We start from the raw sequence: 24,005 nt of genomic DNA, 5'->3' as shown, positions 1-24,005 counted from the left end.
CGGTGCTCCGCACCTTCCCGTTTTTGCATGAATGCAGAGCCACTCTGATAATTCCCGTCTACAAATATTACGGTGCGTCGCACTTTCCGACTTTGCGAAGCACCGTTACCTAATTATTATTCGTCACAAGCATTGGAGCGCTGCACCTGCCGATTTGCGCAGGTGCAGAGCACCCTGATAATTGTAGCTAAATGCATTGACAAACGAATAGCAAGGTGCAGCGCACCGTAAGATTTGTCTACGATACATTTACCTTCAATTCAAATTCCCCGATCTCCTCTTTCGTCGTCATCACGCTCAGTTCCAGATCGTATTCACGCGTCTCTTCCGGTTGCAGGAAAATCAGCGTCCCGTCTTCTCTTGCCTTTGCCTGCCCTGAAAGCGGGTGCGTGCTTGGTTCGATTCCGGTCACATATTCACCCTTGCCCCAATGCTGCCAGTTGGCCAGCCACGGTAATTGTTCTTTTTTGAATTTCAATGCGACGGCCAGTCCCAGCTTCTCATTGTGCAAGCCGCAAATGCTATCGCCGAAAATATCGGCCTCCACATCGATCAATGCCACTTCCTCTCCGCTGCCAAGGTGTGATTCCAAAGGGGCGGGTACCTTTTTAAATGCATTCCCCTCCCTGAAAATCTTGGCATTCTCGTCGCCAAAGCGCGGATACCATTTGCCGTTCCAGAGAATGTCGGCCCCTTCGTCCACAAGCGGCCAGCCGAAATTGAAATGGTACAGCAGCATATGTGGGGCGGCTGTATTGGCTTTATTGATTACCTCATCGTGAATACGTAGTTTGGCCTCGCCTAATGTGGCAGAAATGGTCCTTTTTAATTCCAGGCTAGGCCCAAACGGACGCGTTTCCCGGACTATGCCGGTAATGCTCATCTCATATTTCCCTGCGCGCAAATCGGGCTGGATAATCGAAACGATCTCCGCAGGCTGATTGCTGATCAATCCGTGCAAGCCGCGGTCGCCGAAGCTGTCCGACTCGGGCCCGCCCGCGTGCGAGAGGCCACAGGTGGTTAGCAGGCCGCCTCCGAATGTGCGTAGCCAATCGATGCCCTTATCCGAAAACGGCTGCGGGTAAGTAATGCCGCCGTGACTGATCCACGCCAGGCTATGCTGGTTGTAAAACGCCTCGGCAATGTCCATTGCCCGGTCGATCACGATTTTGAAACGCAGTCCGCCGCCTGTATTGATCCATGCGATGCGGGTACCACGACCAGCACCGTTATCCAGCACGGAAGTTTCGATGCCGCCTACCTGGATGTGGTTCGATACTTTGGTTACCCAGTCCGTTACTTTCCGGTCTTCCGCGTGCTTTTCAGTACCTTTCGAATCGCCGATATCCATTATATCTTAATTAAACTGATAATTGTCTAACCCGAAAAAGGCGCAAAATGCCTTGTTTTAATGTTTTTAACTGAAAAAATGCCGGATCAGGCTACCGGTACGCGGCTCAGCCAGTTCCTTACACGGGCATTGAAATCTTCCGTACTTTCAAAATGGAAGGCGTGTCCGAGCTTATCGTAGAGGAATAGCTCGGCGCCCCGAATACCGCCAGCGACCTCTTCGGCCATCCAAACCGGCGTAAAAATGTCTTCCCTACCCCCGATCACCAGTGTCGGCACATTGATCCTGCCCAGATCTGGCAATGCATTATGATTGATACAAGCTGCCGCCTGACTTTCCAAGCCATGCAACGGCTGGGGAAACGGGTTGAAAGCGTCTATTCTCCGGCCGTTTTCGAGGTCTTCATGCTGCTTTGCATCGTCCCACGACGATTTGGAAAATATCAGCAACTGAATATACAAGCTGAACTCCTCCGGCCGAAAACGGGCCTTGGCGTTCATAATATGCTGAAAAAGGCCCTTAGCATAATTATCGCAACGCGCCCACGGACACATCAGTACCAGCGACCTCACCTTTTTAGGATGGCGGATGGCGAGTTGCTGGGCAATGGTACTGCCCATAGAGCAACCTACTACATGCACATGCTCCAAACCCAGGGAGTCCAGGAGTCCTGCATAGTCATCGGCCATTTGCTCGGTAGAATAGGGTCCGGCTGGTTTATCGGTCAGCCCCACCCCGCGGTTATCGCCGATAATGCACCTGAAATGGTGTTTCCAATCGGCTACGTGTACATTCCAAACCGCCCCCGGCGCAGTAATACCCATAATGAGCAGCAAAGGCTCACCCGACCCGCGTTCTTCGTAGTAAAAGTTGATACCGTTGGTTTTTATTGTAGGCATGATTGATGCTATATGCTTTAAGCCGTAAGCTATAAGCTGTTAGTTTTCTTGATTATATCTCGGTTAATACCCGGCTATAAACTATAACCCTAAACCTTCTTGTCAATCTCTAAAAATCTGTTTTTAAGCGTACGGCTTACAGCTTAAAGCCTACTGCCTATCGCAATCCCGGAACCAGCTCCTCCCGAATCCACTTGCCGTCGTGCAAGGTCACGAAATCGGGGTCTTCGAGGGCTTCTTCGCCTTCGTCCTCGCAAATTATCCAGCCTGTATAGCTGATATCTTTCAACCATTGGGTTATGCCCGGCAGGTCGACCTTGCCTTTGCCCATCAATGTAAACTCGGGGTTTCCGTCCCAGTCCTTGTAATGCACGTGGTTGATCAACGACTGATATTCCTTCATTTTTGTCAGCGGGTCCATTCCGCCGTTGATGATATGGCCTACATCGGGCGTCCAGCCGGTTACCGACGCGTCCAGGCCTTCGAGTACGATTTTATAGTCTTCCTCGGTTCGGATAATGGATGTGTGCGGCGAGTTGGGATGGTAACTGCATGGCACGCCTTTGTCGGCCGCACGGCGCGATACCGTATTGACTATGTTCACGAGGCGCTTCCGGCGCTCTTCGATGTTATGTCTTCCCGTCGGAATTTGTACGGTATTGAGCACCGCGCCCGGGAAGCGTTGCAACACGCGGATGGCGTGGTCGGCTACTTCACGCTCGCGCTCGGTCTCCTCGGCTTCGTTCCATTCCAGTGCGAGGGCCAATGCCGCCAGTTCGATACCCTGTTCCCTGAGTTTAGCTTCAAGCCTGTCGGGGTCCTGGAGGTCGCCCATCCAGGTGAAAATCGGTTGGATTCCCGTAAAACCCGCTTTCGCGATGACTTCGATCATGTGTCCTAACCGGCCCTGGTGTGTCTGGCCGCTGTTGCTCATGAACCAGGTATAAACCTCTGATCCAAAGCGAAATGGAAGTTGCTGAGACATTAAAAAAAGTTTATTTTCAATTATATGATAATCACTTCGACTTCTTTTTCACCACCTCGCCCGGCATGATCAGCGAATCCCAGCCGGCCAGGTCCGATGGCCTCACATTCGCCTTATACCCGCTGAAATTGAACGTAGTAGGTTTATAAGGCCCTACAAATGCAATGTCGTTGTTTGGCTTAATATCCTTTTCAAGCCCCAGTCCCCAGAACATCGCATTCACGACCATTCTTCTGAAACCTCCATTGAGCAAATCCTCAGAAGCACCATGCGTGGTGGTGAATGCGCGACCTTTCTTGCCGCCTTCCATTTGATAGTCGCGGATCCAGGCAACGGGCAGTAATTCCTTCGTCGGGTCGGCAGGTGAATCGGCCGTCATGCCGTTCAGCACCTCACCCTTCGCCAGCACAGTTCCTTTCGGAGCGGCCGTATAACCACCCGATTGTACCCACATATCCTTCACACCGCGCATAATCGGATGCTTCGCCTGTGCTTCGTCGATAATTATTCTGGAAGATTGCTTATGGTTCGTGCCGTAATGCGATACCCAGGTCTCGCCCAAAATATATTCACCGAAGCCGTCCTTCCATTCCGTTTTGGGACCTTTGTAGTTCCAGGTATAATGCTCCCATTTCGGGTCGTTTTTGATATCGAATGCGTGGGTCGAAGTACGGAATGCCACAATGGGGCCGCCGCGCTTGAGGTAATTTTCGAAATGCTGCATTTCCTTATCCTCAAAATGCGCGAAACGCATGAAAAGCACCATCAGGTCGGCCTTGTCGAGCACGTCCAGGCCTTTTACATTCGAGCTGCCCGGCAGGATATAGCCGTTTTCGTCGAGCGCGTACACGACTGTGCATGTAAACCCGTAACGTTTGGCCATAATACGCGCTAGTGCGGGAAGCGACTCCTCGCCGCGATACTCATGATCGGTAGCAATGAAAACGATATTCTTACCCACACCCGGCCCCTTGTCGCCCTTGTAAACCACGCGGTGTTTCGCGGGATCATCCTGTGCGTTGGAGTTGAAGGTAACCAGTGCAATGCCGAATGCCAGCATTGATTTCAAAAGATTCTTCATAAACCCGAAATGAATGTGGTTGATCAAAGCCCGTGTTTCAGGCTCATTTCGCGGATGAACTTGTAGCCATTTTCAGCAATATCCCATGGCTCGTTGAATTCCCGCCAAACGCCTATCGCATTCGCAAAACCGGGGTCGTTGCGCGAAAATGCCTCGATCGTCAGCCAGCCATCGTATTTAATAGCCGCCAGCGCCGCGAAAGCATCGTCCCACTTCACCTGGCCGGTTCCGGGCGTGCCGCGGTCGTTCTCGCTGATGTGCACATGCGCAAGCACGGGCGCGATGGTCTGTAATGCAGTCAGATAACTTTTCTCCTCGATATTGGAATGGTGCGTATCGAACATCGCGCGGACGTTCGGATGGTCGGCCGCTTTCACCAGTTTGAGCAACTGTTCCATGGTATTGCACAGGTAGCATTCGAAACGGTTGAGCGCTTCCAATGCGAATGTGATATTGGCCTGAGCTGCATAATCGGCCGCCGCATTCAGTACTTCGCCCGCCAATGCGTATTCACGGTCTTCGGCCGGCCGGTTCACGAAAACGGTATGCGCAGAATGGAACGGCCCGCAAATGACCTTTGAATTGAGGTCGTGCGCGCGGTCCACCGCCCATTTGATTTTATCCAGGGCTCTTTCGCGTACCTCTACCGAATCGCTTACCGGGTTCTCGTCGGCTCCAAGGGTCATTACCGCCGTAGTTTCGAGACCCAAATCCTTGACAAAACTGCCCATCCGCTGATAAGCCGCGGCTTCCTGGGGGCCTAAATAAAACTCGACACCGTCGTATCCAATCGTTTTCAATCTTTCGATGATCGGGAACAGGTCGTCCGAAACTGCCGCCGTCCAGGCCAGCACATTAAATCCGATTTTATTCATTATTAAAGCTTTACGCTTTAAGCCTTAGGCTATAAGCTTTGCGTTAAAGGTTTTACATTAAGCCGACGGCCGATAGCCGACAGCCGATGTTTCATTAATATTGTTTGATGCGCAGGTCTTTGTATTCCACCTTCATCGGCGGGCCTACGTGTACTTGTACTCCTAAAAGGCCTTTTCTGGCACCATTTACCGTGTCGTTGTCGGTAACATCGCTCATCAGGACGTCATTGATGTAGTGTTGCAGGCGATTTCCCTTCACTACCAGATGGAATGTGTTCCAGTCCTCGCTCTTGATCAATGCTTTCAACGAGTCAGAAGAACCGAGGGAGCCTACCACCTCGAAGCCTGTCCATGCATTCTTCGACACATGTGAGCGGATGGCTTCCGGCGTTTTTTCGCCGGTATATTCCTTAATGACCGTTTTCTGGCCACGGTAAGCCAATGTCGTACGCTTGCGTTCCTCGTAGTTCTGGCCGGTATAGTTGTTTTTACCATCGATGTCGGCCTGGTAGCCTTTCAGGGCAAAAGGAACGTCGGTGAGCTGTTCGCTGCGATAATTGATACCCGAATTACCTGCCTGAGCGATCCTGAACGAACCTTTCAATTCGAAATCCGCGGGTTCCCCGCCGCGCCAGATGATAAATGAGTTCGTCTTCAAAAGTGTCTCAGGTGTGATTTCGCCTACCAGACAGCCGTTTTCGACGCGCCAGTATTTAGGATCGCCGTCCCAGCCTTTCAATGTTTTTCCGTCGAAGATGGATTTAAAGCCTTTCTCGGTTTTTTGGGCAAAAGTGTCGACCTGGGTGGTGAGGGTCATCACGGCGGCCAGAAGCATTCCGGCCTTGATAATTCTGAAACTCATTTTGATCGCATTTATAGGTTTAGTGACTTCTGAACAACTGACTTCCCTTATTGCAAGGGAATATTTGGCTGTTAATCCCTCTTAAAAAAGCAGAAATTAATATCCAAAAATTCCTAAAAATATCTGATGCACTATCCTGTACTAACCTGCTAGTTGGTGTGAATGAACACAAAGGCTTCACGCCAGCCGTTATGGCAACGGGTCGCCGGGGGCTTTTACAGCCGGATCGTAAACAGCCACTCCCACGCGTGAATCGGCGCAGCCGTAGTAAAGCAGCCATTTTTTCCTGTAATAAACCATTCCCTCGATGAAAACCGTCCCTGCGACGTACTGCCCACTCTTTTCGAACGGCTCCATCGGGCGAAAGAAAGGCGTATCCAGACGGGCCAGGACTTTCGTAGGATCGTTTTTATCGAACAGCACCTGACCGGCGCAATAGCTATTGGGCGTGAAGCGCTTATCACCATCTTCGCCTTTATCGTTTTTGCCATTGTAAAGCAACACAATGCCCTTGTCGGTCAGGATGGCGGGCGGGCCGCATTCGGTGAGGTTACTGTCGAAATAACCTTTTCTCGGCGAGATCAGATTGACCAGCTCTCCTTTGCTATCTACCACAGGCTCCCAGTTGATAAGGTCGGTGGAAGTAGCGACATTTACATTGGCCTCGCCGAAATAGAGCCAATATTTGCCGTTGATTTTCGCGATTACCTGTTTGTCGCCCACGAGCTTCGTCAAAATGGAGCCCGATTTCGTCCAGATATTGTTAAATTTCCCTCCGTAAGCCTCCCTGAAAACCGGCCCGTATTTTTCCCATTTCAGCAAATCACGCGAGGTTGCGACGCCCAGCCGGGCTTTGTCTTTGTTCCATTGCGTGTAAACCACCACATACAACCCGTCTTCCGTCACGGCAACGCGCGGGTCCTCGCAACCGCCGGGCCATTCATTGGCTTTCTGGCTGTCTTCCGCCGGAAACAGCACCGGCTCTTTTCTTCTTTTGAAATGGATACCATCCTCGCTTTCCGCATAACCAAGCCGGGAAGTACGCATTCCGATTGCCTTACCGGCTTTATCCTCGGCGCGGTAGAGCACGACAATCCTGCCGTTTTTAATGGTAGCGGCGGGGTTGAACGTGTCGTTCGATTCCCAATCGACCGGTCGTTTGTTCATGGGGCAGAAAAATCGTGATGTGCTATCGGGCGAAATGACCGGGTTGACGCCCGCCGGTCTTTTAAAACCCCCCGAAAGCCCATTCGGGAAGCCGGTTCTCGGTTTGGGCCAATGCCCGGCCTGTAAAAATCGATGCGCATATAGCGAAGCCAACGATAAAATTTTTCATAGAATTTTTATCAGTTATCAAATCAAATTTTTCAAATATAAGCATTTAAGCCCTTGCGGAACCTGCCTGGAACGCCAATAAAAAAATCCGGTCTGATTGCTCAAACCGGATTCATGTCTTTTAAATATACGCTGATTATTTGTTCGCGACCAGATTTACATCTAGTGTAAAATCGTTGTCGATGGCCTTGTCACCCAGGTTTTCGAAGAAATTCGTCGAGCGGAATTTGATATCGTATTTCGTACGGTCGATCGTCACTTTGGCATTGGCGGTTACCTTTTTGGCATCGGCTGTGAGCGTCGCCGGAAACTTCACGTCCTGGGTAATGCCTTTGATGGTCAGCTTGCCGGTTACGTCGTAAGCGTTGCCTCCTTTCGGCGTAACCGAAGAGATCACGAGTTTCGCCTGCGGGTGCTTTTCAACCGAGAAGAAATCGTCGCTTTTGAGGTGATTGGTCAGTTTGCCATTCATTTCCTTGTCGGTCACGTCGGTTACCACCAGGGATTTAATGTCGGCTACAAAACTTCCTCCTTTCAGCTTGTCATTATCAACGATCAGCGTCCCGCTTTCCAGGGGCACGGTTCCGGCGTGGGTTCCGGTCACTTTTTTTGGCTCCCCAGTTGATCGTGCTTGCTTTTGTATCCACCTTCAGCGTTTTATCGGCGGCGTTTTTTCCGGGACCGTTGGCGATAGCAGCAACATTGAAAAGCAAACCGGCTGCTGCAAGTACAAACATTCTTTTCATAATAATTTCAATCGTTTAAAGTGTAGAAGAATTGTTTTGAAAGATATAAAGAATTTAAAGGACTAAACAAATCATTAACAGGCTTTAACAATCCTATACGTCGTTTGTCAGGGGCGCGTTGCTTCGCTTTCGAGCAACTGCACGCCCTCGAACCGTTCCAGAATCTTCTTGCCCTCAACCCAATCTTCCAATCCCGAGACGGCATTGATATGGCCTTTTTTACCGATGTTGATAAAGTCGCTGCCCCAGTTTGCCGCAAATACTTTCGACCGGCCGATGGTCGCATAAATGTCATTGGTACTCGCCACGACGATCGTCCTGAAAGGGATCGTGCGTACGGGTATGGGCGCAAAACCGACGACGAAATTGAGGCGCTTCGAAAGCTCCGCATCGGCGGGCGCCACCAGCAGTGCGCCTTTGATCAGCTCCGAACCAAACTCCTGTGCCCAATGCGCCACGGTAATGCAACCCAGGCTGTGCGCGACGAGGATCGTAGGCTCGGTGAGTTCGCTGACCTGCTTTTGCAATTGTGCAACCCATTCGTGCTTCACGGGCCAGTCCCAGTTCGCCTGCTGTACGCGGTCGAAACGGTCGGGATATTGCTCTTCCCAGATGGTCTGCCAATGCTGCGGGCCTGAGCTCGCGAGCCCCGGTACGGTCAGAAAGCGCATACTCATAATTTTATCGGTTAGGTAACCACATCATTTTTTGTCCATTACGCAACGGAAGCCGAGGTTATTGCTTCCGCTGGTTACTTCGCCCTTTCCGCGGCTCCCGGCTTTGTAGCGGATGCAATAATCATCGCTGCAAAGGAATGAACCTCCCCGCTGCACCCTTTTCACGGCTCCCGGCTCGTCGGGATCATAGCTGTCCGACGGCCCTTTCGGGTTCACGGCAGGACTTTTCTGGTAATAATCGGGGCGGTACAAGTCCTCGCACCATTCCCACACATTGCCGTCCATATCATAAAGGCCATAAGGATTGGCCGGGAACGATTTGACCGGCGCTGCGGTGAGATAACCGTCTTCCTTTGTATTCCTGTCCGGAAAACTGCCCTGATAAATATTCGCTACCCATTTGCCGCCCGGTTTCAGCTGGTCGCCCCAGTAATAGGTATGGTTCCCTTTTCCGCCCTGCGCCGCAAACTCCCATTCCGCCTCGGTAGGAAGCCTTTTGCCAGCCCATTTGGCATAGGCGGCCGCGTCTTCGTACGATATGTGTACTACCGGATAATTTTCGCGTCCTTCGACCGAGCTGGAAGGCCCTTCCGGATGCGCCCAATTTGCACCGGGCACGTAATTCCACCATTGCAGCGGGTTATCCAGGCTCACGCGCGTAGGCGTGGGCGTGAATACCGCGGAGCCGGGCACCAGCTTGTCGGCGGGCACGCCGGGGTAGTCGGCCGGGTTCAACGGGCGTTCGGCAACGGTCTTATAATTGGTCGCTTTTACAAATGCGGCAAACTCGGCATTGGTTACCTCGTGGGCATCGATATAAAACCCGTTCACGGTTACCTCGTGCATCGGGCGCGCATCGGGGAATTCGTCGGCGCCCATCAGGAACTTTCCACCGGCGATCCAAACCATTCCCGTAGTATCGCCCACGCCTTCGGTCGCCAGGCTTGCATTACGGATCGCGCCTGCGCGGGATGGCATGCCGTCGGCAATGCAGGCGGCGAGGCTATCGGCCTTCCTTTTCTCTTCGGCGGCTTGCTTGGTTCCGCAGCCCCATAAAGCCACAGCCATTATCCCTATCAGCCCACAAAAGCCCTTTATTGAAAACTCCATATTCCTGAAACGCTATTATGCTTTTTTTACTTCCAATTTAAACACATCCTTCAACGCCTGTCGCGCCGCATGGTACCCGCACATCCCATGCACGCCCCCGCCCGGAGGGGTTGACGACGAGCAGATATAAATATTGCCGGCCGATGTCCTGTAAGGCGAAATACTCAGCACGGGCCGCGAGTACAACTGCAAAATATCCTGAATACCGCCATTGATGTCACCACCAACATAGTTCGGGTTATATTCTTCAAATGCGCTGGCATTCGTGATATGTTTTGCTTTAATAATGTCACTGAAACCCGGAGCGTACCGTTCTACCTGGCTTTCGATGGCATCGGTCATATCCCGGTCGTCGCCATGAGGGACGTGGCAATACGCCCATGCCGTGTGCTTGCCGGCAGGGGCGCGGGTTGGGTCGAAAACGCTTTGCTGCGTTAGCAAAACAAAAGGTTTTTCTCCCCGCCTTCCATTCCCGACATTCCGTTCGTACCTCGCGATTTCCTCGAATGTATTGCCCAGATGCACGGTTCCGGCACTTCGGCATTCCTCGCGGTAAAAAGGTATTGGTTCGTCCAGTGCCCAATCGACTTTAAATATCCCCGGGCCATAGCGGTAATTTCCCAAACGTCTTTTGTACGACGAACTAAGCTTATCGCCCGCTATCCGTATGAGCTGACGGGGCGTAACATCCATTAACACCACTTTCGACGGCGGCAGATCGTCTATCGAACTCACCATCCAACCCGTCCGGATCTCCCCGCCGAGCGACCGGAAATAGGCCCCCAATGCATCCGCAATGCGTTGGCTGCCGCCCACCGGTATTACCCAGCCTTTGATATGCGCCGCCGCCATGAGCATGATGCCGAATGCGGAGCTTGCAATGTTTTCCAGCGGCTGGATCGAATGCGCCGCCATTCCGGCCCATAATGCGCGGGCCTCCGCCGTTTTGAACCTCCCGACAGTCCAGCTCGCCGGGGGCAAGGCCTGCAACCCAAAGCCCGCCAGTTGGAAAGGTTTGGCAGGCCATTTCAGCGGCCCGAGCAAATCCGGCAGCAATCCGGGAATGGATTCTGTCAAATTGCCCATCCATTTACGATAGGCGGCACCATCAGCGCCCAGCCGCGCGGCCGTCGATTCCACCGACCTGTCGAGCACCGCTACCCGGCCACCATCCAGAGGGTGCGCCGCGTCGTGCGGTGGCTGAACGAACTGCAACCCGAAATCCACCAGCGGCAGTCCCGCGAAGAATGGCGACATCAAGGCCATCGGATGAACCGCCGAGCAAACATCATGGCGATACCCCGGCAGTGTCAATTCTGCGGTTCGCATTCCCCCGCCGATCGTATCCTTCCCTTCTACGACCAGCACCGAGAGCCCCGACTCCTGTAAAGTGATAGCAGCCGCGAGCCCGTTCGGACCGGCCCCTACTACTATCGCGTCGTATCCGGTGTTCGTCACGCTGGTCAGGGTTTGGCTGTTGCGAGGATTTGCAATGCCTCGTCGTCTTTATATTCGTTCATTAATGCTTTCAGCTTCGCTTTAAGGTCGGCTGTGAGCTTTTCCGTTCCTTTCACACCATAAATATTCTTAACTTCCTTCGGGTCCGTTTTCAGGTCATACAACTCCCATGAATCGGCACCGCCATAGAAGTACGCCAGCTTGTAACGGTCCGTTCTCAGTCCGAAATGCGGATAGACATGGTGCGGCTGCGGGAATTCGTAATAGTGATAATAGGCTTCTTTACGCCACGGCACCCGTGCAGCGTTATTGGTTTTCAGCAACGGCAAGAACGATTTCCCCTGCATGTCCGGGGGCGTCGGTACGCCCGCGATATTCAGCACGGTCGGAGCCCAGTCGATATTCACTACCAGGTCGTTTACCCGGGTTCCAGGCTTGATCACATCGGGATAGCGGATTACAAACGGAGTTTTCAGCGATTCTTCATAAATAAACCGCTTGTCGAACCAGCCATGCTCGCCGAGGTAAAAACCCTGGTCGGAAGCGTATATTACCACTGTATTTTTGGATAAGCCGCTTTTGTCGAGATAATCAAGGAGCTTGCCGATATTGCGGTCGAGTGAATTGGCCGTTGAAAAATAATCGCGTAGATAGCGCTGGAATTTCCATTCCACCAATGCCTTACCTGTCAGGTTCTTGTCGGTAACTTCTTTGGAAACCTTATCGTAATAGGCTTTGAACACCTTTTTCTGCTCCGGATTGAGGCGATTATAGAGAAAATCCTTTTCATAATCCACGCCTACTTTCAAATCCAACTTCATGCGCATGGTTTTATCGATGGTCATATCCTGGTCTGCCGCGGCTTTCCTGCCCTTATAATCGTCATAGAATGTCGATGGCAGCGGGAAAGTCACATCGTCGTAAGCGCCGAGGTCCTGCAAATCGGGCATCCATTCGCGGTGAGTGGCTTTATGGCCGACGATCAGGAAAAATGGTTTGCTGTTGTCCCGTTTTTCGAGCCAGCCGGTAGCGAATTGCGTAATCAGGTCGGAAACATAGCCGGTGTACCGGGTGGTGTCGTTCGGCTGCCCGATGAATTCCGGATTATAATAATGCCCCTGGTCGGGCAATACATTCCAGTAATCGAATCCAGCAGGCAGGCTATTCAAATGCATTTTCCCGATCCAGGCAGTTTGGTAGCCATTCTTGCGCAGTGTTTCGGAAAGCAATGTCTGGCTGGTATCGAATTTCGTACGGTCGTTGCGTTTGTAGCCGTTGAGGTGGCTGTACTTGCCTGTCAGCAACGTCGCCCGGCTGGGCCCACAGATCGAATTGGCGACGAGGTTGTTGGTTAGCAATGCACCTTCGCGCGCAATGCGGTCGATATTGGGCGTTTTCACAATCTTGTTTCCATAAGCACCAATACCCTGATAAGCATGGTCGTCGGAAAAAATGAAGATAATATTCGGGCGCTGAGCGGTTTGCGCGAGGCTGGACGTAACGGACATTACCAGCGCAATGAGGCCTGAAAGGGCCGCCACGGTCAGCTTCGCAGGACGGGTTAGAATAGTAAACATGAAATACTCTATATAATAGGTAGACAAAATAAACTTATACAAAGCCAATTCGCAAGCGTTTACAGGAATAACTTTCCGCTGCCTGCAAACCACCGGCTTTAAAATTACAAATTGATGTTTTCTTTTTACTATTCCGGGGGTTAGAAAGCAAAAAGCCCGGAACTTATCGCCCCGGGCCTCCAAACGGTCGTCGGATCAATTACTTCAACTTTTTATGCAACGCCTCGGCCATTTCGAGATGGTGCCTCAGTGTGGGCAACTTTCCTTCCGCCCACGCTTTCACGTCGGCATCTTTGGCATCTTTGGCCGCTTCCTCGAACTCGCTGATATCTTCCTTATGATCGTCTACCATAAAAGAAATGTAAGCCTTATCGAATTCGGCGCCTTTTTTGGCGGTAAGTTCATCATATTTCTTTTGCTTTTCGTTGCTCAGCATGGCCGGCAATGTGATATTTTTCCGGGCCGCAAGCGTTTTGAGCTCTTCCGAAGCCTTCGAATGGTCGGCCACCATGGTTTCACCGAACTTTTTCACGTCGGCGTTGGCCGCGTTTTTCTGGGCCAGCTCGCCCAGCTGGACTTCCATCAGCCCGCCATCGGCAGCCGCTACCGCGAATTCCGCGTCGTCTTCCAATGCCGTGGTGTCGAGTTTGGCTTCGTTTTGCTCTTCAGCAATTTCTTTCGTGTCCTCCGACTTGTTGGTGTTACAAGCAGTGAATGCCATTACGGTGGCGATTATGAGGGCACTAAATGTGATCTTTTTCATAACTGGTTTTCATTTTTTGGATGATTCAGATCCGATAAAATAAAAAAAGTATGCCATCGTACCGGCTTGAAAACAGTTATGCCGGCAACTCAGGGCGTCAGTTGCGAACGGCCCCGAATGCCCGAATGAAATCGGAGAACCGGGGCTATGGACAGGTTCGGGCGGCGATCCTTTCCGAGTCGGTGGCGCAATATCTTTTAGATTCGGCGTACCGGAGCAAATTATATATTTGGGAAACCGATCAGTTTCAGGGACTGGTGGAAATACTAAGAAATGTTTCTCGTACCGGGCGAACATGCCGGCGCCGAAGCGCTGGAACAGTTTTTGAGGCTCCACTAACTCTTACAGGTTCCAATTTACATTTCAGCATGAGTGAAGCGACTGCTTTCGACACGGAGCAAGACTTATTTTTTAAACGATTAAGACAAGAGACAGCGGAGAGCCATCAAAAACTGGAAAACAACCGGCTTTCCAAAGCGATACTCACCCCCTCCGTTTCACTTCCGGACTACCAGGGCTATCTGGCCGCTCTTTTCGGCGTGACCATTGCTTGCGAAGATCAGATATTCCCCGCTATTTCTACTATTGTCAACGACTTATCGGACCGCTACAAGTCGGAGCTGATCATCGGCGATCTGCTGGCCACCGGTTTTTCCGAAGCAGCGATCGACGCGTTGCCTGTTTACCGTTTCGAATATTTCTCGACGGCCGAAGCGCTGGGCATCATGTACGTATTGGAAGGGTCCACACTCGGGGGGTAGGATTTTATACAAACATATCCATGAGGCAATGGGGCTGACGCCCCAAAACGGCGCTTCATATTTCTGGGGATATGGCGCACGGACCGGGGACCTGTGGAAAACTTTCATCTCTTTTCTTACCCAATTTGCCAGGGAACCGGAGGAACGGGAGGAGGTGATCGCCAGCGCAAAAAAAACTTTTACCATCATCGATCGTTGGCTCGGGTTGCATGACCCGGCCGGTCGTAACGGAGCAGGAAATGAATATTAAGGATATTGTGAACCGCGACATTGTCAACCTGACAAATTGCGAAAGTGAACCCATCCACATACCAGGGAGCATTCAACCACACGGCTTTTTGCTGGGAATCAGGAAAGGCAGCTCACGCATTGAATTTTGCAGCGCCAACAGCGCGGATTTTATCGCATTGAAGCCTGAACAAATCCTTGGCAAAAATATACAGGATATTTTTCCCGAAGAGCAGGCTTCGGGCTTCGCGCGCCACGCAGGAGCGGAGCATATTGACCCTGCGCAGCCATTTGTATTCTCCCTGGACGGCGTTTCGTTCAATACCACCGTTCATCAGAGCGGCGGCAACGTCATCATGGAGCTGGAACCGTTCCCGGATGGCACGCTGCAGTTGCCCAACCTTTATACACAAACACGCAACTTCGTGTCGATCATGGAAAAATCCAGCGGTTTGCTGGATCTATGCCAGGAAATTGCGGACGAAACCCGCGCCATTACCGGCTACGACCGCGTGATGATCTACCGGTTCGACCCCGAATACAACGGAGAGGTGATCGCCGAGAGCAAAAGGGAGGACCTGGTTTCATTTGCGAACCAGAAATACCCGCATACCGACATCCCGGCGCAGGCGCGCGAACTTTACATCCGCAACCCGCTCCGGATGATCGCGGATATCAACTACACACCTGTGCCACTGCTTACGATCGACGATTCGCCGGAGAAAGGTAACCATTCGCTGGATCTCAGCCTTTCGGTCCTGCGGAGCGTGTCGCCGATCCATATCGAATATCTTAAAAACATGGGCATAGGCGCGACGCTGACGATTTCGCTCCTGCAAAACAATAAGTTGTGGGGATTGATTGCGTGCCATCATTATTCACCCAAGATATTGCCGCACTATACACGCTTATCGGCATTGTTGCAGGGCCATTTCCTGACTTCGCAGATCGCCGTCCGGGAAGTGGCGGAGGAGTTCAACATAGGCGAGGAAGTAGATAAGGCCCTCGTGGAATCGCTGACGATACTCCATGAGACGGACAACTTCATGGAAGCCTGCCACAAGTCGGATTCGTTGCTGAAACTGGCCAATGCCACGGGCGTCGCCATCTTTTATGACGGCACGCTCTACACCAACGGTCAGGTCCCCGCCGAACAGGAATTGTTGAAGCTCTTTAAATTCTTGTCCAAAGCCTATCCCAACAAGAGCTTTGAAACCGACAAGCTGCTCGATATTTACCCCGACGGAAGCAATCTATCGAAGTATGCGGCGGGAATTATCTATCATTCGATGGTCTCCGGAGAGCCGGACGGTATTCTCTGGATGAGACAGGAAAAAGTCGAGACGATCAATTGGGCCGGTAATCCCGACAAGGCAGTTTTGCAGAACGAAGACGGTTTCCGTCTTTCACCACGCAAGTCATTCGAGCGATGGATGGAGATTGTGAAGGACAAAAGCTCGCCATGGCGGAAATCGGAAGTCAATGCGGCTTCAAGCTTTTCCTACGCGCTGCAAAAGCACATCAACTACCGGGTAATCAGGGCGCAGGAAGATCAGAACCGCAGCCTCAACGAAGAATTACGGCTTGCCAACAGGGAATTGGCGAACCTCAACTGGATTTCAACCCACGATCTGAAAGAACCATTGCGTAAAATCCAGATATTCGCTTCCAAAGTGCTCGACAGGGAAGACCCGGATTTGTCCGCGCAGGTGAAGGATTCGGTCGAAAGAATGCGCTTCGCCGCTGAAAAGATGCAGTTGCTGATCGAAGACATTCTCACCTACTCCAAGGCGGGAAGTATGGAGAAGGTATTTGTGCCGACCGACCTGAATGAAGTGCTGCAAAACGTCCTTTCCGAATTGCGGGACAATATCGAGGAAAAAAAGGCCGCAATCCGGGCCGACGAGCTGCCCCGCCTCGAAATTATTCCCTTCCAGGTCCATCAGCTTTTCGTTAACCTGGTCAGCAACGCCCTTAAATTTACGAAGCCCGACGAGCGACCGCAAATCCGGATTACAAGCAGCCTGGTGACCGGCGCGGATGTCCCTGCCGAAAAGGCATCCACGGCCCGGCAATACCGTGTTATCGCCTTCCACGACAACGGGATCGGTTTCGAAAAGGAATATGAAAACCGGATCTTCGACATTTTCCAGCGCCTGCACCCCGCCCATAAATACCCAGGCTCGGGCATCGGGCTGGCGATCTGTAAGAAAATCATGGAAAACCACAAAGGTTTTATCCATGCCACGTCGGTCCCCGGCCGGGGTTCCGTTTTCAGCATTTATTTCCCTGCAAAATAACTGTCCGTTCAACTGAGTACATTGTTCCTCAGCCAAGCCGTCGCAACGGCGGGGCTGAGAATTTTGCTTGCAAAAAAAGATGCAGGAATGCCCGGGACGGCGGATCGGAGCAGAGAGCGTGGGCTGGTATTAAATTAATATGGTTTATGATATAACAAACTGTAAACCACATGTCAGTAGCCGCAGCCCTTGCAATACCCGTTGAAGAGCCCGTTATCACAGCCCGACAATTCAAAAAACTAAGAAAAAACCCCGTTCTGACCGCCGAAGCGGCCGGACTTCATTATATCCGGTCGGCCGATGCTCCGGGGTATTTTCGCAAAGGGAAAGCACCCAGGTTTTACTATACCGACCCCGACGGCCAACGCTGCAAAGATCCGCAGACGATCAAACGCATTAAATCGCTTGTATTGCCGCCTGCATGGACAAACGTCTGGATCAGCGCCGACCCCGATGCGCATCTGCAGGCCACGGGCATTGACGCCGCCGGCCGCAAACAATACCGTTATCACCCGTATTGGAACCTCATCCGGAATCAGACCAAGTATTACAAACTGCTCATGTTCTCGGAAGCCCTGCCGGCGCTGCGCGAGCAGGTAGAGCACGATCTGCGAAAACGGGAATTCGACCTGTCGAAGGTAACGGCACTGGTTATCAAGCTTATGGACAAAACCTGCATGCGTGTGGGTAACCAGCGCTATAAAGTCCGGCACGGGTCGTCGGGTATCACTACGCTCGATGCACGCTGCGCGACAGTGACCGGAAGCCGGATACGCTTTATCTTCAAAGGTAAAAAGGGCATCCCTCAGGACATAACGCTTCGCGACAAGCAACTCGCCCGCCTCGTTAAACAATGTAAGGAAATGCGGGGAAAACGGCTTTTCCAGTATATTAACGAACATGGCGGCAGATGTTCCCTGAATGCGCAACAGGTAAACGATTACATCCGCCGCTACACAGGCGCCAGCTTTTCAGCAAAGGATTTCCGCACCTGGATGGGCACGGTAACGGCATTCGAATACCTGAGTCATCAGGAAAAGGCCGGCTCGCAGCGACAGCTAACCCGCACCATCAACACCTGTCTCGACGTGGTAGCCGCACATTTGGGCAATACCCGGGCAGTTTGCAAGAAATATTACGTGCATCCCGCGGTTTTCAGAGCCTATGAAAGCCAGCGGATTAACCGCTTCCTGAACAGACAGGTGGAGCAGACCGCCCATTTTTCCGAAACAGAGCAGCGGGTACGCGCATTGCTGGCCCGGCCTGCTTAGTACTGGTGAGATTCGGAAGCATATACGCCACTTCGGAAGGGTAATATCTCCTCATATACGCAATGAACAAAACCGCCGATCCTGCGTTTCAAGCCGCATTTGGAAAATGGCACAGCATTTGACGACGGTACAACTGTTTTCATCAAAACTTGTCACAACATTAACAGCGAACAATCATGGAAACCAATGAAAATCTAATTGAAGTGCTGAACGACCTGATCAGGATCAACAACGACCGCGTCGACGGCTATGAGAAGGCGCTCAGCGAGGTGGAAGATATAGACCTGGATCTGAGAGGAATTTTTCAAAAAATGGCCAATGAAAGCCGTGAAAATATAAACGAATTGAGTGCGGAGGTCCGTAATCTCGGTGGGGAAATCGCCACGGGCACCACTACTTCGGGCAAGATATACCGGGTGTGGATGGATATCAAGGCCACCTTCACCGGCCATGACCGCGCTTCCAGTGCTCGAGAGTTGCGAATACGGCGAAGACGCCGCACAGGAGGCTTACGACGACGCATTGGCCACCGATGCAGACCTGCCGGTACACATCCGCCAGATGATCGCCAACCAGAAAGCGGAACTGCTCGAATCGCATAATCTGATCAAAAAATACCGCGATTTGCACCATGCGGTAAGCTAAAAGAATGAATCATAATGCATATAAGCAGAAATGGGTGAGACCGGAAGGCTCACCCATTCGTTTTCTTAACGGCATATCCAATTAGCGCAGGTCGACTACCTCTACTCCCGGATATTGTTTGGCATTAAAAGCGAAGAAGTTGTCGGCTACATTCACGTCAGCCACGAACTGGTCCACTTTATAGGTAACTTCCTGGCCGTTCTTCTGGAAAATTTTCCAGCTGCTGATGGATTTATCGGCCTTGTTCACTTCGATTTGCACCTTGTCTACCTGGCTGTTCTTATTGGTAGAAGTAAGCTCGACAACCTCCAGAGCCTTACCAGCCTCCTGCTTTTCTTTCACAAAAGCCGATTTGAAGCCCTTTTTATATGCGGTGTAGATTTTCGTAGGATCCAGATCGCCTCCGGCGGCCGGGTCGAAATCCTGCAAATTCACTTCGTTGGTTTCCTTGATGTAAGTAGCCATCAATTTACCGTCGTTAAAGATCTCCTGACCCGCCATTTTCAACCGAAACTTCGAACCCTTCACGGTCGCTTCTCCTTTCAATGGCTTTTCCCCTTTGGTAATGTAGGTGAAAAGTGCTTTAAAGGATTTGATCTTCTGGTACTTGTTGCTCATGGCATTGAGGATCTCCGATGATTTTTTGTCGCCCTGCGCATTAGATGTAAAGGGGTTCAAAACGGAGATTACCAACAATGCAAGCAAACAAGCACTTTTCTTCAATTTTCTCATATTCAACAATTTATACTTTTTAGGTTTATTAAAACGGGGTTTTAAGTGAAATATTTCAATTTTTTGACCTTATAAAATCCCGAAGGTTTAATGAATGCCGCGCCTAGCCGACCCCCATCGTGCGAAGATGCTCTTCCAGCATATTCAAATCGTGGAACATCACATCGCGCGCTTTGCTGCCTGTAAACGGCCCCACTACCCCCAGTACTTCGAGCTGGTCCATAATGCGTCCGGCCCGGTTATAGCCCAGCTTCATTTTACGCTGGATCAGCGACGTACTACCCTGCTGGTGCGTCACAATCAGGCGCGCGGCATCCGGCAACAGGGCATCAAAGTCGTCCGGATTGAGGTCGGCCTTGCCTTCGGCGGCATCGTCGCCTTCGTATTCCGGCAATGCGTAGGCTTCGTCGTAACCGCGCTGCCCTCCGATATATTCACAAATATCCTCGATCTCGCGCGTGTCGATAAACGGGCACTGCAGGCGGATAACCTCCGAGTTGATCGCCAGCAGCATATCGCCCTGGCCAACAAGCTGCTCGGCACCGCCCATGTCCAGAATTGTCCGGGAGTCGATGCTGGATGTTACCCGGAACGACAAACGGGCCGGAAAGTTGGCTTTGATCAAACCGGTGATAACTTTCACCGAAGGCCGCTGTGTAGCCACCACCAGGTGAATCCCCACCGCGCGCGCGAGCTGCGCCAGGCGTGCGATCGGCGTTTCCACTTCCTTACCGGCAGTCATCATCAAATCGGCCAACTCGTCGATCACAAGCACGATATAAGGCAAAAATCTGTGGCCTTTTTCCGGGTTCAGCCTTCGCGCCGCAAATTTGGCATTGTATTCCTTCAAATTCCGTACCGCGGCTTCTTTGAGCAGGTCGTAGCGCGAATCCATTTCGATACACAACGAGTTCAGGGTAAAAATTACCTTTTTTGTGTCGGTAATGATCGCTTCTTCCGCATTCGGCAGCTTCGCGAGGAAGTGCCTTTCCAGCTTGTTGAATAGCGTCAGTTCTACCTTTTTGGGATCGACCAGCACAAATTTGAGCTCTGCCGGGTGCTTCTTGTAAATCAGCGAGGCCAGTATGACGTTCAAGCCGACCGATTTACCCTGGCCCGTCGCACCCGCCATCAGCAAGTGGGGCATTTTAGCCAGGTCGGCGATATGGATATCGTTTGAAATGGTTTTACCCAAAACAATCGGCAGGTCGTAGTTCGACTTCTGGAAACGCTCGTTGGACAGCACCGAACGCGCAAAAACAGTTTCCCGGTTCTTATTCGGCACTTCTATACCGATCGTTCCCCGACCGGGCATCGGCGCGATGATACGGATACCCAGCGCCGCGAGGCTCAACGCGATGTCGCCTTCGAGGTTCTTGATCTTCGAAATACGAACGCCAGCTTCGGGAATGATCTCGTAAAGCGTCACTGTCGGACCGATCGTCGCCTTGATTTTCGAGATGTTAATGCCATAGCTGCCAAGTGTATCGACAATCTTGGTCTTATTGCTTTCAAGCTCTTCCTGGCTTACTTTTTCATGCTGGTTTTCGAAAACCTCGTTCAGCAGGTCGATCGTCGGGAATTGGTACTGCGGCAAGTCGAGCATCGGGTCGTACTGCCCGAACTCCCGCAATATGGAAGCATTGATATCTTCATTTTCAAACTCCTCATCCAGAGGCTCCTTCGCCTGGGTTGTATCTTCCACCTCAAATTCAAGCAGCGGCTCGGATGGCACGGCCGACACTTCCATTGGCATAACCGGCAGCTCGACCGTCGCCGACGCGGCGGGAACGGGCGGGGCGGTTGGCGTTACCGGCAACACCACTGCCGGATGCGGCACCACACGTGGCGCCTCTTCCTCTGTTTCCACTTCCAGGTCGGGCTGCTCTTCGGAAGTTAGTACCTCGTCGTCATAGGTATCGTTCACCACCGAAACAAAGGTACTTCCGGGAACGGCCACTTCATCGGGCAGCAATTCCCCCTCGGTGCCCTTCGCATCTTCTCTGGCTTCGTCGGCGGCTGGCTCCGGCTTGGCGTTGCGTGCCTGCCACGATTCGTATTTATCACGGACATCGTAGAAAAACACCGCGAATACGAACAGCGCAAAGAGTATCGGTAGTATGCTGCCCCATTTAAGCCAGTCGAAGAACGACACGTTAACCAGGTAACCAAACCCGCCCGACAGAAAACTGAGGGTATTTTCGCTATTGCTCATAAGCACGATGTAGCCCATCAGCACGCTTACCCAGAGCGTGAAAAAGATCACTTCCTTGGTGATTTTGCCCAAGGGCAGAATCTCTCTTCCGAATGCCATTTTCCAGCCCGCTACAAACGGGACAATCGGCAGCAGCAATGCACCGATGCCGAACCACCGGTAGACGAAAATGTGCGAAACCACCGCCCCGAGCACGCCCAGAAAGTTGCGGGTCTGCCGGCCAGCGTCGCGGATCGACTGATGCCCGAGGCCGTCGAGTACGCTCTGGTCGGATAATCCTGTAATAATGTAAGAGAAAAAGGACGTTTCCAGGATCAATCCCAGGATGATGAAGAATGTGCCCCAGGCCAACGTATTCTTCGGGCTGGTGAAAATGTGTTCCCAATCGAGGGATACACGGAAACGGGGAGCGGCGGCCGCTTCCTCCGGTTTCTGGCGCTGTGTGTTACCTCTTGGCTTGTTGACTGACATTTATTTCAATTCCGGGAATGCGTGAAGTGCTGTGTTTCTGATTTACTTCCTGACCAATGCCTTGCAGATCCTGCTGACCACACCGGGCCCTTCGTAAATAAAGCCGGTATAAAGCTGGATCAGGCCGGCGCCTGCATTTATTTTTTCCAAAGCGTTTCCGGGAGTGGCGATACCGCCGACTCCGATAACGGGAAAAGCATGGTTGGATTGTTCACAAATGTAACGAATTACTTCCGTTGAGCGATGTGTGAGCGGTGCACCGCTTAATCCGCCCGCCCCTAGTTGCGCTACTTCCTGCGAATCGGTTACAAGCCCTTCGCGACTGATCGTCGTGTTGGTAGCGATCACACCTGCGATGCCCGTTTCCTTTATAATGTCGATAATATCGTCCAATTGGCTGGTGGTCAGGTCCGGCGCAATTTTAAGGAAGATCGGTTTAGGGTTGGCTTTTTCGCGGTTTCTGGTTTGCAGTTCTTTCAGTATTTCCGTCAATGGCCCTTTTTCCTGCAAATCGCGCAAGCCCGGCGTGTTTGGGGAGCTCACATTTACCACAAAATAGTCGACCACATCAAACAGCTCCCGAAAGCAGATCAGGTAGTCGCTCAATGCCTGCTCGTTGGGAGTGTCTTTATTTTTACCAATATTTCCTCCTACCAATATTTTCGACTTCCGCTTTGCCAGCTTGGCGGCTGCTACCTGAACACCTTTATTATTGAAGCCCATCCGGTTGATCAATGCCTTATCCTTTTTGAGACGAAACAAGCGCGGCTTGTCATTCCCCGGCTGCGGGCGCGGCGTCACCGTCCCGATCTCGATATATCCAAAGCCCAATGCTTCCAGCTGGTCCACCATTTCGGCATTCTTATCGAATCCGGCCGCGAGTCCTACCGGATTGCGGAACCGCAAACCTGCTACTTCCTGTACCAGATCGGGATGCTCGTAGGTGTACATCGCGCGCATGATCTGCGGTACAAAAGGAATTTTGAATGCGAAATGCAATGCCTCGCACACAAAATGGTGAATGCGCTCGGCGTCAAACAGGAAAAGTATAGGGGAGATCAGAATCTTATACATCCTGCAAAAATAGAATGTTTCGCAGGAAGGGTGAGGGAGACGGGGGAATTTTATTTTTGTTCGTCGAGCTTGAGAAAGTCATCGATCATGACCACGTCCCGAAGGTCCTGTGGTCTTCGGGCAAGCACTTTTAGCTCACGTAAATCATTCAGATCGAGGAAATAAATCAACGAGCCTTCTTTGTTTACAAAACTTCTCGATCTGCCAAACACTTCGTTGAAGTCAAAGTTTCGATGGATCCTCGTAACGATATCCAACTCACCGTTAAAACCAAAGACCTGTGGCTGGGTAAAGTCTAGTTGTTCCAGTTTAAAAATTTCGCTTTCATCCAAATCCATACATTTAAAAACCGCTATTAATCGCTCGCCATTTTCCTGGGTCGGGTTAATCCAGATGTCAACATCGTTCGTCGAGCGGTTCATACCATTTAAATAATTGCAAATCCACCAACAACCAGATATTCTAATTTTGTCAGGTGTGCGCACTTTGTGAATTGCAGGAATTCATAGTTTTCTAAATCCATTCTGCTTTTCTGATTGTAATTTTCCGATCACCGGCAGGCCCACCCCGTCCAGTAAAATGCTGAAAC

Annotated in this window: 22 protein-coding genes and 1 pseudogene; 6 read left to right on the top strand and 17 right to left on the bottom strand. The window is 51.6% G+C overall.

The genetic code is table 11. The features are described 5' to 3' along the window. Nucleotides 1–238 precede the first annotated feature (238 nt). The 13 genes from ABV298_RS17415 to ABV298_RS17355 form a co-directional block, all read right to left on the bottom strand. Nucleotides 239–1,351: an aldose 1-epimerase family protein gene (locus ABV298_RS17415; RefSeq protein ID WP_353717464.1), complete on the bottom strand. Its 1,113-nt coding sequence runs from the start codon at nt 1,349–1,351 to the stop codon at nt 239–241. An 86-nt stretch (nt 1,352–1,437) separates the two neighbouring features. After that, the gene (locus ABV298_RS17410; protein ID WP_353717463.1) at nt 1,438–2,250 is read right to left on the bottom strand and encodes an alpha/beta hydrolase; all 813 of its coding nucleotides are present in this window, start codon (nt 2,248–2,250) and stop codon (nt 1,438–1,440) included. A 157-nt stretch (nt 2,251–2,407) separates the two neighbouring features. Then, nucleotides 2,408–3,235 carry a TIM barrel protein gene (locus tag ABV298_RS17405; protein ID WP_353717462.1) on the bottom strand — a complete coding sequence of 276 codons (828 nt, stop codon included), beginning with the start codon at nt 3,233–3,235 and terminating at the stop codon, nt 2,408–2,410. 31 nt (nt 3,236–3,266) lie between these two features. After that, entirely contained in the window at nt 3,267–4,343 is a 1,077-nt protein-coding gene (locus tag ABV298_RS17400) for a ThuA domain-containing protein (RefSeq protein WP_353717461.1), read from the bottom strand. After that, nucleotides 4,340–5,191 (bottom strand): sugar phosphate isomerase/epimerase family protein, encoded by an 852-nt coding sequence (locus ABV298_RS17395; RefSeq protein WP_353717460.1) that lies wholly within the window; start codon nt 5,189–5,191, stop codon nt 4,340–4,342. The genes ABV298_RS17400 and ABV298_RS17395 overlap by 4 nt, the downstream gene beginning before the upstream one ends. 94 nt (nt 5,192–5,285) lie before the next feature. Beyond that, entirely contained in the window at nt 5,286–6,008 is a 723-nt protein-coding gene (locus ABV298_RS17390) for a DUF1080 domain-containing protein (RefSeq protein WP_353723203.1), read from the bottom strand. A 234-nt stretch (nt 6,009–6,242) separates the two neighbouring features. Further along, nucleotides 6,243–7,220 (bottom strand): glycoside hydrolase family 130 protein, encoded by a 978-nt coding sequence (locus ABV298_RS17385; protein ID WP_353717459.1) that lies wholly within the window; start codon nt 7,218–7,220, stop codon nt 6,243–6,245. Between the two features lie 304 nt (nt 7,221–7,524). Next, nucleotides 7,525–7,992: a YceI family protein gene (locus ABV298_RS17380; protein ID WP_353717458.1), complete on the bottom strand. Its 468-nt coding sequence runs from the start codon at nt 7,990–7,992 to the stop codon at nt 7,525–7,527. Nucleotides 7,993–8,241: 249 nt separating this feature from the next. Continuing rightward, nucleotides 8,242–8,805 carry an alpha/beta hydrolase gene (locus ABV298_RS17375; protein WP_353717457.1) on the bottom strand — a complete coding sequence of 188 codons (564 nt, stop codon included), beginning with the start codon at nt 8,803–8,805 and terminating at the stop codon, nt 8,242–8,244. A gap of 30 nt (nt 8,806–8,835) precedes the next feature. Further along, nucleotides 8,836–9,921: a formylglycine-generating enzyme family protein gene (locus tag ABV298_RS17370; RefSeq protein WP_353717456.1), complete on the bottom strand. Its 1,086-nt coding sequence runs from the start codon at nt 9,919–9,921 to the stop codon at nt 8,836–8,838. Between the two features lie 15 nt (nt 9,922–9,936). Continuing rightward, complete coding sequence (locus ABV298_RS17365; protein ID WP_353717455.1) at nt 9,937–11,379, bottom strand: NAD(P)/FAD-dependent oxidoreductase; 1,443 nt, start codon at nt 11,377–11,379, stop codon at nt 9,937–9,939. Nucleotides 11,380–11,384: 5 nt separating this feature from the next. Further along, the gene (locus tag ABV298_RS17360; RefSeq protein WP_353717454.1) at nt 11,385–12,956 is read right to left on the bottom strand and encodes a sulfatase; all 1,572 of its coding nucleotides are present in this window, start codon (nt 12,954–12,956) and stop codon (nt 11,385–11,387) included. A 199-nt stretch (nt 12,957–13,155) separates the two neighbouring features. After that, on the bottom strand, nt 13,156–13,719 hold the full coding sequence (locus ABV298_RS17355) for a DUF4142 domain-containing protein (protein WP_353717453.1): 564 nt from the start codon (nt 13,717–13,719) through the stop codon (nt 13,156–13,158). A 368-nt stretch (nt 13,720–14,087) separates the two neighbouring features. Here ABV298_RS17355 and ABV298_RS17350 point away from each other — a divergent pair, with 368 nt between their 5' ends. The 6 genes and pseudogenes from ABV298_RS17350 to ABV298_RS17325 all read left to right on the top strand — a co-directional run bounded on the left by ABV298_RS17350 (nt 14,088) and on the right by ABV298_RS17325 (nt 18,924). Beyond that, nucleotides 14,088–14,480, top strand: a complete 393-nt coding sequence (locus tag ABV298_RS17350) for a biliverdin-producing heme oxygenase (protein WP_353717452.1) — start codon at nt 14,088–14,090, stop codon at nt 14,478–14,480. Between the two features lie 28 nt (nt 14,481–14,508). Then, nucleotides 14,509–14,730, top strand: a complete 222-nt coding sequence (locus ABV298_RS17345; protein ID WP_353717451.1) for a hypothetical protein — start codon at nt 14,509–14,511, stop codon at nt 14,728–14,730. Then, on the top strand, nt 14,720–17,008 hold the full coding sequence (locus tag ABV298_RS17340) for an ATP-binding protein (RefSeq protein WP_353717450.1): 2,289 nt from the start codon (nt 14,720–14,722) through the stop codon (nt 17,006–17,008). The genes ABV298_RS17345 and ABV298_RS17340 overlap by 11 nt, the downstream gene beginning before the upstream one ends. Before the next feature lie 170 nt (nt 17,009–17,178). Beyond that, on the top strand, nt 17,179–18,279 hold the full coding sequence (locus tag ABV298_RS17335) for a DNA topoisomerase IB (protein ID WP_353717449.1): 1,101 nt from the start codon (nt 17,179–17,181) through the stop codon (nt 18,277–18,279). Between the two features lie 176 nt (nt 18,280–18,455). Continuing rightward, nucleotides 18,456–18,680, top strand: a pseudogene (locus ABV298_RS17330) (DUF2383 domain-containing protein); the annotation flags it as partial. Nucleotides 18,681–18,729: 49 nt separating this feature from the next. Next, nucleotides 18,730–18,924, top strand: coding sequence for a hypothetical protein (locus ABV298_RS17325; protein ID WP_353723283.1), 195 nt, complete (start codon nt 18,730–18,732; stop codon nt 18,922–18,924). 81 nt (nt 18,925–19,005) lie between these two features. Here ABV298_RS17325 and ABV298_RS17320 read toward each other — a convergent pair whose 3' ends face one another. The 4 genes from ABV298_RS17320 to ABV298_RS17305 all read right to left on the bottom strand — a co-directional run bounded on the left by ABV298_RS17320 (nt 19,006) and on the right by ABV298_RS17305 (nt 23,838). Beyond that, complete coding sequence (locus ABV298_RS17320; RefSeq protein ID WP_353717448.1) at nt 19,006–19,656, bottom strand: outer membrane lipoprotein carrier protein LolA; 651 nt, start codon at nt 19,654–19,656, stop codon at nt 19,006–19,008. A gap of 103 nt (nt 19,657–19,759) precedes the next feature. Next, nucleotides 19,760–22,342 carry a DNA translocase FtsK 4TM domain-containing protein gene (locus ABV298_RS17315; protein WP_353717447.1) on the bottom strand — a complete coding sequence of 861 codons (2,583 nt, stop codon included), beginning with the start codon at nt 22,340–22,342 and terminating at the stop codon, nt 19,760–19,762. 42 nt (nt 22,343–22,384) lie between these two features. Then, the gene (locus ABV298_RS17310; RefSeq protein ID WP_353717446.1) at nt 22,385–23,416 is read right to left on the bottom strand and encodes a quinone-dependent dihydroorotate dehydrogenase; all 1,032 of its coding nucleotides are present in this window, start codon (nt 23,414–23,416) and stop codon (nt 22,385–22,387) included. A gap of 50 nt (nt 23,417–23,466) precedes the next feature. Beyond that, nucleotides 23,467–23,838: a hypothetical protein gene (locus tag ABV298_RS17305; protein ID WP_353717445.1), complete on the bottom strand. Its 372-nt coding sequence runs from the start codon at nt 23,836–23,838 to the stop codon at nt 23,467–23,469. Nucleotides 23,839–24,005: the final 167 nt, after the last annotated feature.

Origin of the sequence: Dyadobacter sp. 676 (assembly GCF_040448675.1) — a bacterium.
In the GTDB taxonomy this organism is placed as follows: domain Bacteria; phylum Bacteroidota; class Bacteroidia; order Cytophagales; family Spirosomataceae; genus Dyadobacter.
Note: the sequence above shows the minus strand (reverse complement) of the source record. Positions and strands in the feature narration are given on the sequence as shown.